The organism is Streptococcus parasanguinis (genome assembly GCF_015556095.1).
In the GTDB taxonomy this organism is placed as follows: Bacteria; Bacillota; Bacilli; order Lactobacillales; family Streptococcaceae; genus Streptococcus; species Streptococcus parasanguinis_Q.
Genome location: NZ_JADNLT010000003.1, coordinates 51,010 through 66,048, shown reverse-complemented (window position 1 = coordinate 66,048; position 15,039 = coordinate 51,010). Strand labels below are relative to the sequence as shown.

Below are 15,039 nucleotides of genomic sequence, written 5' to 3'. Positions count from 1 at the left end.
ATATTCTTCCTTCTATTTTACCATAAAGACCAGCAGAAAGTGGCCTTTAGCTCAACTTTTTCAGTCACCAACTTCTTTAGTTATCGTGGCTCTCTTCTTTCTTTTTGGGATCATCGTAGAGAGTGGGTGCTAGCACCTTCATTAAAGTCGCCGTCCCAAATCGTAAGACAGCTGCTGCTAGTCCAAAAATAGGGGATAGGTAGCGGAAAAAGAAATCTCCCCTAAGTACATAGGTCATGCCACCCACAATAAAAAAGATCACAATTCCCTGAACGATTGCGTAAAACCAAATTTTTTTCACACTATTCTCCTTTTCACAAACCAGCTGACTTATCCACTGTTTTTTATCACTTATCCACAAAAATGTGGATAACTTTCACCTTTTGCTCCCTCAAAAGAGGAAGTGTCATCAGCACCAGGACTTGTTTTCATCCATTTACAAGGAAGTTTCCCACAGCCTGTGGATAACTCTCTTGCTTATTTGTGACTTTCTCGTCACTTTCCTCACAAATCAAGGAGCCAGGATTCGATCCTGCCCCCTTTGATCAAGCATTATTTAAATTCGTCCGGTGTCCCTTTATATTGGGCCCAGTCTTTACTGAAGAAGCGATCATTTAGATGGTAAGTTGGTGCTTTTTCAGCCTTTGTGACAAAGGGATTGACCGCTTTATCAAAGGCTAGCCAACCATTCCATCCCATATGAATCGTGTCTTCCATAAAATAGGACTGATCACCATCTTTAGAAAAGTCTGCAATATTAGTAAAACCTTGACTTTCCAATTGGTAACGAATCTTTTGAACAGCCTGTTCATACATGTCTTGGCTCAAGCCTGTGTATTTCATCCATTTGGCATTAACTGGAGGAATGACAAAGATAACATTGGTCCGAGATTTAGCAAACTGGTCTAGAACCAATTGCAAGTCATTGTACTCTGGAGATTGAACATAGGATTCGTTTTTTTGGAAACCTTTTAGTTTCATCAACTTCATTTTTAAACGGGTATTGTAAAAATGATTGCTGATCCCAAGGTCGTTGTTATTGGTTTTGACTTTTGCTTCAGCCGTTGCAATTTCTTCCAATTTCTCATATGAGAATTGATCTGGTAAATCTTGTAGACGTTTTTTGACCTTCTTATCGTAATTCCCGTTTGTACGCGTTGCAAGATTACTAAACAAAGCATCTTCGCGTTGGACAAGGTGGGAAACAAGCTGGTTCAAAGACTGATCAAATCTGGAAATTTTCTTTCCTTGAGAAATTTTCGTTACAACACTTTGAAAGGCGACATTTGGATACTGTTGTAACAGACGCTTTGCAGCATACTGGGATGCAGCATCCTGTTGGTGATTTGCAATAAAGCTATTCAACTGATCGCTATTAAAGAATTGTTGAAAGGCAGAGGAATCATAGCCCTTCTTAGTGAACCATTGCGGAGAAACTACATAAACAGCTGTATTGTCCTTGAGTTCTGGCAAAATCTGTTGCATCCCAAAATACTGGTTCAAAGAAGCCGCACCACGTTCTCCTAAAAAGTAGGGTCTGTAATTGCGGTCATATTTTTCAGCCAAAACTGCTGGATGCACCACATCAAAACGCAACCATTCACTTGAGCCGAAATAAGGAACAAAGCGATGCTGTGGATCCGAAAGTGCTTCTTGCTTCTTTGTACGACTCTTGAAGCCTTCTGCATTCAGACTAACCGCAGCTTTTTTCTCTTCAGTATAGTTGTGCTTATGATTGATTGGATAAAAGAATAATAAAGCTGCTACCATGAGGAGCGCGCAAAATACGGGCCCTAAAATCAGCCACAAACGCTTAAGCATTCTGAAGCTCCGTTACACCTTCTACGATCTTGTTAGCAGTATTCCAATCATCGCGTCCAAATTCAGATACAGGAACACGGATTCCAAAGCGATTTTCCAGTTCCACAATCAATTCGACTGTTCCCATACTATCAAGGACACCCGCATCAAAGAGATCCTCATCCATCATGTCTGAGACATCTTCCATAAACAATTCGTCAATAATTTCAATTACTTGTGATTTTACATCCATTTTTCTATTCTCCTTTTATTTCAATTTTGGAAACCATTGTTGATCCAAGAATCCTGAGAAAATCAGGAAGGACAGCATCACTGTGTTAAAGGTGATAAAGATCCCTAAAGCTTTGGTCCAACGATTGTCCGGTATAGGATCCAATCCTTTTGCTTTTCTTTCTTTATTGATGGTCTTTTTCTTACGAATCCAAGCATCATTGATGACCAGTCCAAGCCCATGGAAGAGCCCATAAGCGATGTAGTACCAAGTCACCCCGTGCCAGAAGCCCATGACCAACATATTGATAATGTAGGCAACATTTGAGGTGGTAATCCGGCTCTTGAACACTTTATTGCGCATCAGTACCATTACGAGACGCATAAAGACAAAATCACGGAACCAGAAAGATAAACTCATATGCCAGCGATTCCAGAATTCCTTTAAGTCACGTGATTTAAAGGGACAATCAAAGTTGATGGGACTTTTAATTCCCATCAGATTGGAAGCTGCTAAAGCAAACATCGAATAGCCCGCAAAGTCAAAGAAAAGGTCAAAGCCATAAACATACATGACTCCCAGCGTTCCGATATTGAAGAATCCACCTTGAGACAAGGCATAGGTCTGCACATGACCTAACAATAAGTGGCCAAAAATATGAGCTAGGATAAATTTGTAAAGGAAGCCATACATGATATACTTAACAGCTTGCTCCAACATATCCAATAATTCTTCACGCTCAGGAATGGCTTTATAATCCTCATTAAAACGCTTGAAACGATCAATCGGCCCACTTGAGAAGGTCGGCATAAAGAGCATAAAGCGTAAGAATTCCCAGAGTGTGAATTCTTTCAAGACACCATCTCGCATTTCGATGATCATTCCGACAGCCCGGAAAGTTAAATACGAAATCCCTAAAAATCCAAACAAAGATTGGTGCCCATTCTTGATCGCTGGCTCCACCTTAACAAAGATCAGGGGCAAGACAGACAAGAAGGAATGAAGATAGAAAATCCACTTATTGTCCGCTTTCTGACGATAAATCTTGTAGGAATACACAATCAAGATTTGCCAGACTACGTAAAAGAGCAGGGCATAAATTTGCTTAAGATTCGAACCTGTCAGCATCAAAATGATAAAGATCAGACTCACAAGTCCTTCATATACCGGAAATCTCTTTTTGAAAAAGAGGCCCACAAAGATCGGCAAAAAAGCTAGAATGAGGTAGATAAAATAGATCGGTGTTCCATAGTGTTCTAAATGAGGGAGCTGTTTCAAAAACTCGATCATCGGTTGTTAACCTCGCTAATCAACCCTTTGATGTCGATTTTCCCGTTTGGTGTTAATGGCAGGCTGTCACGGTAAAGGAATTTTGAAGGCATCATATAAGACATCATGATGTTTTCTAAATCTTCCTTAATGGCTTTCGTGATATCAATTTCGCGCTCAAATTGTTCTTTGACGCCCTCTTTTAAGATGACATAGGCCAAGAGATTTTGGACCTTGTGATCTTTATTATAACGCGGTACTGCGACTGCTGAGTCAATATACTTCGATTTATTCAAGTTTTGAGAGACATCCTCTAGCTCGATACGATAACCGTTAAACTTAATTTGGAAGTCCATCCGTCCACCATAGAGAAGGAGACCTTCATCCGTCATGGTTCCGACATCTCCTGTATGGTAGGCTGGAAGACCTTCAAATTCGAAGAAGGCTTCTGCTGTTTTCTCTGGATTATTCATATAACCTTTTGAAACAGCTGGTCCAGATACGATGATTTCCCCTTGCTCTCCATTTGGCAATTTGTTCCCTTCCTCATCAATGATAAAGGTTGGAGAATCTTCTTTGGTATAGCCGATTGGCAAGCGTTTAAGAGTCGCTAGCATCTCATCTGTGATAGCCACTGCCGACAAAGCAACGGTTGCTTCCGTTGGCCCATAAGCATTGATGATGCGTGCATTTGGGAAACGCTCGCGCAATTTCTGAGCCGTTTTCACGGTCAACTCTTCTCCATCAAAGTAGAAATGGGTGATGCCTGGCATCTTTTCGGCATTGAAATCTTCAGACAGCATGGCCATATCTGCAAAAGATGGCGTCGAAGTCCAGATCGCAATCGGAAGAGAAAAAATGGTCGCAAAGAGTTGTTTGAAGTCTTGAGTGATGGCTGATGGAAGGGCGAAAAGGGTTCCACCAAGAGCCAAGGTTGGTGCCCAATACATGACAGACAAGTCAAAAGAATAGGGCGGTTGCGCCAACATTTGCGGACGCTCTGGCGTCGCAAATTCCTTGTCTGTGATCATCCAGTTAGTAAAGCTGAGCAAGTTATCATGCGAAATTTGCACCCCTTTTGGTTTTCCAGTTGTTCCAGAGGTAAAGATGATGTAGTAGTTATCATCCCCTTTGACAGGATGTTGCAAATCATAAGCATTCTGAGCCGCATAAGCTTCACGCACTTGCTCCAAGGACATGATTGGAGCAGCTGGGTTTTCGATTGGAAACTCATTGATGGCAATGATCAGGCTTGGCTCAGCCACTTCAAGAATGGCAGACACGCGCTCCAAGGCAGAATGGCTATCAATTGGGATATAAGCATGGCCAGATTTGGTCAAGGCCACAAAGGTTGCCAACATTTCATATTCTTGACCACCAAAGACCACAACAGGTGACTTTTCAGGAAGTCCCATTTGGTCAATGTGGGCTGCTAAGCTATCTGAGTCTGCCTTCAATTGGCCATAGGTATGCTCCTCACCAAGGACATTGTAAACCGGATAGTCTGGTTGTAGTTGCGCATAACGTTCAATTGTCTCGATCATATCAGTAATTGGTTGGTTTGACACGGCTAGGAGTCTCCTTTTCTAAAATTCGTTGTAGATAAAGCCACCCTGACCTTGACCAAGGTAACTAAAGAAATAAAGTAGGGCTAGGAAAATGGCGAAATACAAGACCGTCTGCCCGATAAATTTATAAAGTGTTTTATGTTTCATAAGTTTCACTCTTCATTTTGATTGTTACTCACTATTTTACCATTTTTTATACCAAGTAAGCAATTTTAAACATAGTGAGAATGTCGTAGAAAACGTTATCATTTCAGATCATTCAAGTCGTTTAACGAAAGCATTTTTCTTTAATCAGTTTTCTGGTTGAAATCCTATTCTATTTCACAGTCCCCTGATGAATCAACTCCAGACACTTGTCCAGATCCACATCTCTCTCGAAATGGCTAGGTGTCCAAGGAATCTCTATATCGGGTAGAACACCTTGATCCGTCATTCCTTTACCTTGATCTACGCATAGACAACGAGAAGTAGGAAACATCAATTGATAATCGCCATAATCAACGGTACAACAATTGGAATAGTCTAAAATTCCGAGAGTCGGTCTACCTACCACCGTTACCTTCTTAAACTGCTTCATCATCTGAACAAAGTTATCGCCAGAAGAACCGCAATAGATATCTGATAAGACAAAGATCCGTTCAGGATAGTGGCCACCTTTAACCTCTGGGAAGAATTCCTCGCTTTCTTGCTGATACAGTACATAACCTTTGCCTCGATGGCGGAGCAAATCCTTTTTCATATCTTCAAGCAGCTTAACTGTTTCAGGACTAATTTCTTCCTGTTGCATCCAGTCCTCAAAATCTTTCAAGCGCAGATCAACATTGCGTTCCGTATAGAGAATTTCCATACCATCATCGTCCCCGTCAAGCGAATCATAGCCCTGATCCTTTTCTAAACCTAGATGTAATAGAGGGATATATAAAGAATCTGTCCCTCCGCCGTTCTGTCGGACATCAATGAGAAGAAACTTGACCTCCGTCATCATCGGTAAACACTCTTGATATACCCGACCAATGGCTCCTTCATCCATAAAATTATCCAGACGAAGATAAAGAATCTCATCGTCTAATCGTTTCCAAAAAATCTGATCTTGGATTGGTTCTCGACTGGGCACTACTTCAATGGTCTTTTCTACCCCTTCCCGAAGCAGGGTGACCCTTGTGGACTGAGAGACCAAATCCGCCCATTCTCGGTAGTGTCTTTCAGGGGTCTTACTGATAAAATAGTCCTTATGAAGAGACGCTACCTGCTCCAAGTCACTTCCATCCAAAGCTAAGATCTGATCTCCTACTTGAAGTCCCGTATCTTCATTTGCCCCTTCTACAAAGAGACCGTCGTCTGTCGAGCGCAACAAAAAACCTTTGTTGGGGGCCTTTTTCTTTCCAAAGGAAACATGCCCGATCACCCCAAAACTAGCTAGGTAGGACCTGACTTGATAAAGAAAGGCATCATCTGTCATATCATCTGTAATTTTTTCTCGAAAAGGCTCGGGATCGCACCCTCTTTGGTCTTTGATGGTAGATGAATCGTGAGTCATAATAGAGACGACATCTTCAAAAATAGCTCTTTTTCTCATGCAGGACTCCTTCAATTTTTTAGAAACAGTATACCACTTTTCCTTAAAAAGTTCTTAAAAGCCTAAAAAGCTATCCTAAAGGAGGATAGTGTTAGAATGGAAACAAACTATTGTTTTACATAAAACAGTTAGATGATTACCAAAAAATGACTTTTATTTTTTAGTTATTTAAGAAGATCAAAAAACTTCCGCTGTGAGAAAAGTGCCTGAAACACAAATGTTTCAGGCACTCGGAATTATTGAGACCTTAGGCTCAATAATTAGTCATGGAACTTTGAAGAAGTTCGCTGACGTCCGTACTCACCTAAGGAAAGTTTTTCAAAGACTTTATCTTCAATCTGAAGCTATCCTAAAAGAGGATAGCGTCTATAAATTCTTTCTTTTCTTAGCCTTCTTGGTCAAGGAGACATCGCAATGATAAATTTCTTCTGTTAGGAGGGTCGTCATGGCAAAATCGTCAACTTCTGGTCTCAGATCTACTTCATAATCCAAGGTAATCTGTTCCCCATTTTGGCTTGTATTGACCGAAATCAAGTCGACTTCTGTACAATTGCGATCCAGCAGACGGCTGATCTTGTCGGCAATCCGTTCTTGATTTTCTACTTGAATCGTCAGGTGACGGCGCCGTTGGTGGTCAGTCTTACTTTGCTTGGTTTCGAGCAAGAGCCAGATAGCTAACAGAAAGGCCGTAAACAAAACCGCCAATAAGAGGTAACCCGATCCCGCCGCCAAACCAATGATCATGGCTAGGAAAATCGCGATCAATTCTCTCGATCCGCTGGTAGCAGACCTGAAACGAATCAAGCTAAAGGTCCCTGCTACTGCGATCGAGGTCCCCAGACTCCCGTTCACCAGGAAAATCACCAGGGTCATCATGCAGGGAAGCAAGGTGAGACTGACGATAAATTCACGCGTATAGAGGGTACGGTATTTGTAGGTCCAAGACAGGGCCATCCCGAGCACCAGGCTGACGACTAAGGCCAGCATCAGGCGCACCGGATCTACGGTTGCCGTAGCATTGTTAAAAATAGAATCAAATAGATTAGACATAGGCAGCACCCGTCCTTTCTTGAATTGGCGTTGGTGCATAATCTAAGCCTTGTGACTTATGGTAGGCACAACTGTATTTCGAAAATTTCTGTTTGACCAGTCCGTACTTATCCAGAATGTCCTTCAGCCACTGAGGTTCTTCACCTGGGGCCTTGATTTCCATAATGATGGTATTTTCTTCTAATAAAGGCTCTCCAGCTTTCCCACGAAGGAGACTGACCTGCTGATCACGATAGACCAAGTTTTGATCCAGGGTGACCCGAATCTTATTGTAAGGATAGCCTTGGATGCTCTTCTTTTCTTTTAAGGACAAACGATCATAATAGATGTACATCTGAGGCTGTAGTCGGTGATCATAGCGCTGACGCAGAGCTTGGATTTTTTGCACCAAGTCCAGATCCTGAATGGTCTGATCCACTAGTCCATCCGTCATGAGGCGGGTAATAGAGGAGGGGTTCGAGACCAGGACCAATTCCTTCTGCATCCTTTGATTTTACTTCTAGAAAAGCCGGACTATCTACTGTTGGATGCTCTATATAGGTCCGCATCCGGATCTTTTCACGACGGTTCTGTTTAGCAAGGGCATCTTGGATCACATCGAAGTCTTCGGTATCAAAATAGACATTCGAAATCGTGGAGATGGGATAATCATCTTCAACCACATATTTCTTCAAATCTTTCAATAAGTCATCCAAGTCTTCTTTATTCACCACATATTTGGTTTCAATCCGCTTGAAGCTTGTCTCTACCGTTTTTTTCATGTTTTTCTCCTTTTGTTCTATAATAAGCTGTCATTTTCTTTATCGTTTTTGTTGCAAAGCCACAAGTCGCTTTACTTGTTCCTTAGTTTAGTGGCCTTTTCTTAAGCTTTCATTAAGCCAAACTTAAAGAAAACCAAAGTTAAGGTTCCTTTCAGAAAAACTTTAGGAAACTTTCAGCTAGCAACTTTAGACTAGGAGCATATCAATGGAACGAGAGGAAAAGCTCATGAAATCAAACAAATGGAAATTCTTATTAACGGGGGCCGCTACCCTCACCTTACTGACAGCTTGTACCCAAGCGTCATCTCAATCAGCTACAAAAAGCAATACTGCACAAACAACTGCTACTTCTACTTCAAAAAATAAAACAAACAATTCCAACTATTTTACAGATAAGGACAAGGACAGCTCTTATGATGAAAGCAAAGCCTCTACTGTAAAACTATCTGGATCTTCTGCAAGTGTATCAGGTGACGGCGTAGCTGTATCTGGATCCACTGTGACCATCTCAAAGGCTGGAACCTATGTCATCTCTGGTGAATCCGACGGGGTTCAAATCAAGGTCGAAGCAGGTGAGTCAGATGATGTTCATATCATCTTAAAAGGGGTTACCATGACCAACACCAACGCGCCAATTTCTGCTACGAAAGCGGGGCATGTTTACCTGACTTTAGCAGAGGGCACGACCAATACCCTATCTGATTCAAGTTCAAACAATGATGAAGATGCCGATGCGGTCATCTTCTCTAAAGGAGATCTCACCATCAATGGTTCAGGTACGCTCAACATTGATGCCAAGAAGAACAACGGGATCAAGGCCAATGATACCCTCCACATCACAGGTGGAACCTATAAGATCACGGCTGTTGGAGATGCCTTCAACGTCAATGATGAACTCAATATCACTGGTACGACCATGACCATCGATGCAGATGAAGATGCAGTCAAGGTGGATAATGATGAAGATACATCTGTTGGAACCATGTATCTGTCTGACAATACCATGACCATATCAGCCGGAGACGATGGCATCCATTCTTCTGGAGATCTGATCATCGATAGCGGAACCTATAAGGTAACCGAGTCTGTCGAAGGTCTCGAAGGAAAATCGATCACCATTAACGGTGGAGATATCACCATCTATGCAACCGATGACGGGGTCAATGCGGCTAATGCCAATGCCAACCAAGATGAAATTTTCTTCACCATGAACGGTGGAACCCTCAACGTTGAAGTTGGCCAAGGGGATACCGATCCAATCGATTCGAATGGAAACATCACCGTTACCGGAGGAACCATTAAATTAACGGGTCAATCTGGATTCGACTTTGATGGTACTGCTACCTACACTGGTGGAGACATCTATATCAACGGTGAAAAACAAACGGAAATTGTCAACTCCATGCCTGGAGGCGGTGGGGCTCCCGGAGTTGGCGGACCTCAAGGCGGTGGACCTGGAGGCGGGCATCAATAATAACAAACAAAGGCAGGATTTCTTCCTGACCTTTTTTTGTTGCCTTTTTTATGATAGAATAGAAAATCAATCAGCTTATCGAAAGGAACATGATGAAAAAACAAACACTCCCTCTTTTCTTCACACTGTTGCTGTCTCTTCTTTTTCTATCAGCCTGTGTGCCGGACCTTAAGATCAACTTTAAAAAAGTACCCACTACTACCAGCTCAAAAAAGAAAACCTTTAAAAAAAGTAGCTCGAGTCGTTCTAGCCACCCGATTCGTTCAACTAGTTCAAATAGCTCAAGCAACTCCTCTAGCTCTCCTTCAACCACTACACAGCCCTCTTCTGACATCGTCACGACCGAAGGACTCCCTAAAAATGCTCAAGAAGCACCCAAAGATAAAATTTATGCGACAGGGAACTTAAAAGTAGCCTACTCTAGAAATGACGATAAAATTTTTGCACAGACGCCGGATTATGAAGGATATACCACCGCTCTTGTCCAAACAATTCTTGGAAGTCCTGAAAAACAAATAACAGACCCTGCTTATATTGCCGAATCTTTTGAAAATACCGAATTAGAAAATATTAAGGGGCTCTACCACGAGGGAAAAATCACAGGGGAACAAGCTCACGCCTTTTTGATGGGAGCTGTTGATCTCAAACAAGCTTCTAAATTCGGAGTAAACTACACCATTTACACCTATAAAAACAACACTATCCAACTGGTCTTTGACAACGACCAACTTCTCTATATTACTCCAAATCCTGATGTCGTCTTCTTTAAATAATTTACATTCTCGCTTAGACAAGCGAGAATTTTTGTTTCACATGAAACAAAAAACTCCCAACACATTCTGTTGGGAGTTCCCGAAGATTAGTCCTCTTCATATTGTTTTGGATTATAGAACCACATTCCTAGCCCTGCAAAAAGAGCAATAGTCATCAGAAGGAAGGCCACTTGATTTCCAATTTCTCCTGTCATCGAAATCGTTTGACGAAGACCAGAAACGGTATAGCTCATTGGCAAGAATGGATGAATGGCTTGGAAAAAGCCATTTGTCAAAGCAAGAGGATAGGTTCCTGCACTAGAAGCCAATTGCAAGAGCAAGAGGATCAAGGAAAGGAAAGCACCGATCTTTCTTTGCCATGTTGTCAAAGCAGTCACGATAGACATGAAGGCCACACTACCAATCACACAAAGGAAGAGCGTAGCCATCTCATGATTAGCTGATAAACCAATCAAGTGAACGGCACCATAGACCAAGACTCCTGCAATCACCGCAATCGTTCCGTTGACCTCAAAGCGAGATTTAAACCATGCCCAGCGACTTTCAGGATGACGACCGGATGGCAATTTTGCAAAGATCATATTGGTTGACAAGGCACAAACAAAGAGTGCTACAGAGATCATATAAGGAGCCATTCCGACACCATTCACCGGGACATTGTCACGGTCTGTTTTAGACAAAGTGACAGGATCTGCTAAGGTTTTAGCGTTTTCTTTTTCAGTTGTAGCCACATTCAATTGTCCCTTAGCATCGTTTAATCCTTGACTCAAGGTTTGGCTTCCTGTTGCTAATTCACCTAAACCATTTGTCAATGTTTGGCCACCTGCTGCTAATTTGCTGGACCCATCCGAGATTTGATTTGCACCGTCGGCTAGTTTATCAGCACCAGTCACCAATTGACCTGATTTTTCTGTCAACTGATTGACACCAGTGACAAGTTTGTTGACACCACCTGCCAACTCTGGAGTCTTGCTGTTTAATTGCCCTACACCTTCAGCTAATTTTCCAGCGCCGGCAACCAATTCACCCGACTTACCTGTTAATTGGGTTGCTCCTGAAGCCAGTTGATTCATGCCTGATGTCAAGGCAGGCATCTTCCCATTTAACTCACCTAGACCAGAAGCTAATTGATTGCTTCCTGCAAGTAATTCTGATGATTTACTATCTAGTTGGCCAACACCTGCTGCTAACTGACTAGCCCCATTTGTTAAAGTACTGCTATTGGTCTGAAGTTGGGTTGCTCCATTAGCGATTTTATCGACACCTGCTGTATAAGCGCCGATCCCTTGACTGATGGTTTGACTAGCTGGCAACAATTGTCCACTAACTGCGGATTGGATCTTAGACAAGCCACTTGACAAGTCTGTCAAGGTAGAAGAAGCTGTCGGTAAAACTTGATTGGCTGCCGTTTGCAGTTGTGTCAAGCTATTCCCTGTATTCAAACTACCTTGGATCGTTTGAATCGTAGTCAAGATTCCTTGAGCCGCCGTTTCACTCGAGCTTGGGCTCGATGAGATCGCCGCATTGATTTCCGCTTGTTGGTCAGCTGTCATTGCTTGATAGGCTGCTGTCCCTTGCACACTTGCAAGGGCATTTGCACGATCCGCTTGGGCTGAAGCAAGGATTGATTGAGCTGAATTCGCAATACTCGTCAATCCAGACGAAAGTTGACTGGTATCTACTGTAGCATTTTGAATCGCTGCATTTAATTGGTTTAAACCAGCTGCCAATTGATCAATCTGAGCGGATTGACTTGTAGAAGCTTGTAGCTGGCTTGATAATGTTTGAATACCTGATTCTAATTGAGAAACCCCATTTCGAAGAGTAGCGGATTGACTACTTAATTGACCCGCTCCTTCTGATAATGATGCAACCCCATTGGTATAGGTTGCTAAACCATTTGAAAAGTTAGATAGGCCTGAATTCAATTGACGCACGCCATTGGTATAATTCCCAAGACCATCATTGAGGGTCCCCATACCACTGGTTAATTGACCAACTCCTGAAGCCAACTGAGGGGTTTGACTCGCCATTTGATTGAGACCATTTCCTAATCGATCCACTCCGGTAGCGTAGGCCATCAAGCCTGTATTAAAAGTACCAAACCCATTATTTAATTGATTGACGCCAGATACCAAGTTTGGAAGTTGACCAGCCATTTGATTGAGACCATTTCCTAATTGACCAACACCATCTGTATAAGCCGCTAGACCTGTACGAAGAGTAGTTGCACCATCTGAAAATGCTAAGCTTGAACGAGCCAATGTATTCAAATTAGTAGATAGTGTTTGACCACCATCTTCCAATTTACTTGCACCATCTGCTAATTTAGCACTTCCATCTGCCGCTGTCCCCATACCAGTTTTAAGCGATCCCATTTTGGAAAATAAAGCTGTTGTATAAGTATTGGTCACTTTTTCAGCCACTGACTGCTTCATTTTTGTCATCGCAGTGTCGCTCATTTTCCCTGCGATAAAACTATGACCACTGGACGTTTGGTAATCAATGGTCATCTGTTCCGGATGATTGGTTAAAATGGAGCTAGCTTTTTTTGAAAGATCCTCAGGCAGGGTTACAATCATATAATAATCGCCATTTTTTAGACCATCTTTCGCAGCTTTCTCATCTACAAAATGAAAATCAAGTGAGTCATTGTCCTTCAAATTGGACACCATGTCTTTTCCAATTTCCATCTTTTGTCCATTATATGTAGCAGATTGATCCTTATTGACAACCGCTACAGGAAGATCCGAAACTTGGCCGTATGGATCCCACATGGAAGATAGAAAAATAATATTATAAAGAGCTGGAATCAAAGCAACTCCAATCATGACAATGATAAATGTTGGCTTTTTAAGAATAGCCTTCCATTCTTTCATCATATTTTTTGTCTCCTTTTTATACACATTGTCTAAATTTCTGATATAATAGATTATACAGTTTCTAGAAATTTTCACAAGTAGGAAATCTTGTTTTTTAGACACTGTGTATAATTTTGTGCAAAAAGGATTAACAGATGACTGAGAGCAATAAACGATTAAAAACAAAAAGAAATATTGAGGAGGCGATGGTTCGACTACTCGAAAAGGAATCATTTGATCAAATCACAACGGTTGAGTTAGCACAAGAATCCGGCATTAGTCGCTCTAGCTTTTATACCCACTATCGAGACAAGTATGACATGATCGAGCGCTACCAACAAGCACTCTTTCACAAGCTTGAATATATCTTTGATAAACACCAAGATGACAAGCGCCAAGCGATTACAGAAGTGTTCGAATTTCTAACCAAGGAACCACTCTTTGCGGTTCTTCTGACAGAGAATGGAACCAAGGAGATCCAAACCTTCTTACGACATAAATTGCAGATTCTTCTGGTTGATAGTTTGCAAGAGCGCTATAGTCATAAATCATTAACAGATATTGAAAGAGTCTACAGTTCTGTCTATCTGACCAATGCCTTCTTCGGAGTCTGTCAAATGTGGGTTTCGCGCGGAAAAAAAGAAAGCCCTCAACAAATGGCTGAGTTTTTAATGAAAATGCTACGGTAACAGTCCCTTCTGATCGATCTAGATCAGGAGTTTTTTTATTAGCAGGTTTAGGTTTTAAGAAGACAAAAACCTGTCTCATTTAATGAAACAGGTTTAGAAAACTTGTAAGTGAGCAAAAAGGGGAGCAAACCCAAAAATCAACCCTTTAAGACAAAACAAAAAGCCCACTGTTGTAGGCTTTCTGTAAGGTATATCTTAAAATTAAAGCATCTTGTTATAGAATTCAACGACAAGTGCTTCGTTGATTTCTGGGTTGATTTCATCACGTTCTGGAAGGCGAGTCAATGAACCTTCAAGTTTGTCAGCATCGAATGATACGAATGCTGGACGTCCAACTGTAGCTTCAACAGCTTCAAGGATAGCTGGAACCTTAGCTGATTTTTCGCGAACTGAGATCACTTGACCTGGAGTTACGCGGTATGAAGGGATATCAACGCGTTTTCCGTCAACAAGGATGTGACCGTGGTTAACGAATTGACGAGCTTGACGACGAGTAGTCGCAAGTCCAAGACGGTAAACAACGTTATCCAAACGACGTTCTAAAAGAAGCATGAAGTTGAAACCGACAGTTCCTTCTTTAACTTTAGTAGCTTGTACGAACAAGTTACGGAATTGTTTTTCACCAAGTCCGTAAGAGAAACGAAGTTTTTGTTTTTCAGCTAATTGCAAACCGTATTCTGACAATTTTGAACGGTTGTTTGGTCCGTGTTGACCTGGTACGTAGTTACGACGTGCCAATTCTTTACCTGTACCTGTAAGTGACAAGCCAAGACGGCGAGATTGTTTCCAAGATGGTCCTGTATAACGTGACATTTGAAATGTCCTCCTATAAAAATAATTTTTGTAGGAAATAACGTTTTAGACAAACCTGATTCGTTCAGAAAGCCTTCGCCCAAACAGCAAAGGTTACTTTTCTAGCTGACTTCCTGTTGACGAGCTTCATTTTGTCCTGCTGTCATTTCGCACAAATTCTATTCTATCACGGA

At 41.8% G+C, this 15,039-nt stretch carries 13 protein-coding genes and 1 pseudogene; 3 read left to right on the top strand and 11 right to left on the bottom strand.

Annotated elements, in window-relative coordinates; translation table 11 throughout:
* Positions 1-76: 76 nt before the first annotated feature.
* From I2E70_RS04540 to I2E70_RS04500, 9 genes and pseudogenes are all read right to left on the bottom strand, one after another.
* On the bottom strand, positions 77-301 hold the full coding sequence (locus I2E70_RS04540) for a hypothetical protein (RefSeq protein ID WP_021154124.1): 225 nt from the start codon (positions 299-301) through the stop codon (positions 77-79).
* A gap of 251 nt (positions 302-552) precedes the next feature.
* A complete protein-coding gene (dltD, locus tag I2E70_RS04535) occupies positions 553-1,821 on the bottom strand; it encodes a D-alanyl-lipoteichoic acid biosynthesis protein DltD (protein ID WP_195412190.1) in 1,269 nt (422 codons plus the stop codon).
* Positions 1,814-2,053, bottom strand: coding sequence for a D-alanine--poly(phosphoribitol) ligase subunit DltC (gene dltC / locus I2E70_RS04530; RefSeq protein WP_003002265.1), 240 nt, complete (start codon positions 2,051-2,053; stop codon positions 1,814-1,816). The genes dltD and dltC overlap by 8 nt, the downstream gene beginning before the upstream one ends.
* Before the next feature lie 15 nt (positions 2,054-2,068).
* Complete coding sequence (gene dltB, locus I2E70_RS04525; RefSeq protein ID WP_195423623.1) at positions 2,069-3,322, bottom strand: D-alanyl-lipoteichoic acid biosynthesis protein DltB; 1,254 nt, start codon at positions 3,320-3,322, stop codon at positions 2,069-2,071.
* Positions 3,319-4,869: a D-alanine--poly(phosphoribitol) ligase subunit DltA gene (gene dltA / locus I2E70_RS04520; protein WP_195412189.1), complete on the bottom strand. Its 1,551-nt coding sequence runs from the start codon at positions 4,867-4,869 to the stop codon at positions 3,319-3,321. Before dltA ends, dltB begins: the two co-directional genes overlap by 4 nt.
* 18 nt (positions 4,870-4,887) lie before the next feature.
* Entirely contained in the window at positions 4,888-5,016 is a 129-nt protein-coding gene (locus I2E70_RS04515) for a teichoic acid D-Ala incorporation-associated protein DltX (RefSeq protein WP_003002102.1), read from the bottom strand.
* Positions 5,017-5,185: 169 nt separating this feature from the next.
* Positions 5,186-6,445, bottom strand: a complete 1,260-nt coding sequence (locus I2E70_RS04510; protein ID WP_195327039.1) for a S41 family peptidase — start codon at positions 6,443-6,445, stop codon at positions 5,186-5,188.
* Positions 6,446-6,811: 366 nt separating this feature from the next.
* Complete coding sequence (locus I2E70_RS04505; RefSeq protein WP_195327040.1) at positions 6,812-7,495, bottom strand: DUF4956 domain-containing protein; 684 nt, start codon at positions 7,493-7,495, stop codon at positions 6,812-6,814.
* Positions 7,488-8,256, bottom strand: a pseudogene (locus I2E70_RS04500) (polyphosphate polymerase domain-containing protein). The gene I2E70_RS04505 and the pseudogene I2E70_RS04500 overlap by 8 nt, the downstream one beginning before the upstream one ends.
* A 226-nt stretch (positions 8,257-8,482) precedes the next feature.
* Between I2E70_RS04500 and I2E70_RS04495 the strand changes: the two are divergent.
* Both I2E70_RS04495 and I2E70_RS04490 read left to right on the top strand, forming a co-directional pair.
* On the top strand, positions 8,483-9,730 hold the full coding sequence (locus I2E70_RS04495; RefSeq protein WP_195423798.1) for a carbohydrate-binding domain-containing protein: 1,248 nt from the start codon (positions 8,483-8,485) through the stop codon (positions 9,728-9,730).
* Positions 9,731-9,819: 89 nt separating this feature from the next.
* Positions 9,820-10,503 carry a DUF4947 domain-containing protein gene (locus I2E70_RS04490; RefSeq protein ID WP_083280261.1) on the top strand — a complete coding sequence of 228 codons (684 nt, stop codon included), beginning with the start codon at positions 9,820-9,822 and terminating at the stop codon, positions 10,501-10,503.
* An 86-nt stretch (positions 10,504-10,589) separates the two neighbouring features.
* Here I2E70_RS04490 and I2E70_RS04485 read toward each other — a convergent pair whose 3' ends face one another.
* The gene (locus I2E70_RS04485) at positions 10,590-13,385 is read right to left on the bottom strand and encodes a YhgE/Pip domain-containing protein (RefSeq protein WP_195423621.1); all 2,796 of its coding nucleotides are present in this window, start codon (positions 13,383-13,385) and stop codon (positions 10,590-10,592) included.
* Positions 13,386-13,519: 134 nt separating this feature from the next.
* Between I2E70_RS04485 and I2E70_RS04480 the strand changes: the two genes are divergently transcribed.
* Entirely contained in the window at positions 13,520-14,053 is a 534-nt protein-coding gene (locus tag I2E70_RS04480) for a TetR/AcrR family transcriptional regulator (RefSeq protein WP_003001962.1), read from the top strand.
* Positions 14,054-14,254: 201 nt separating this feature from the next.
* Here I2E70_RS04480 and rpsD read toward each other — a convergent pair whose 3' ends face one another.
* Positions 14,255-14,866 carry a 30S ribosomal protein S4 gene (gene rpsD, locus I2E70_RS04475; protein WP_003002210.1) on the bottom strand — a complete coding sequence of 204 codons (612 nt, stop codon included), beginning with the start codon at positions 14,864-14,866 and terminating at the stop codon, positions 14,255-14,257.
* Positions 14,867-15,039 lie beyond the last annotated feature (173 nt).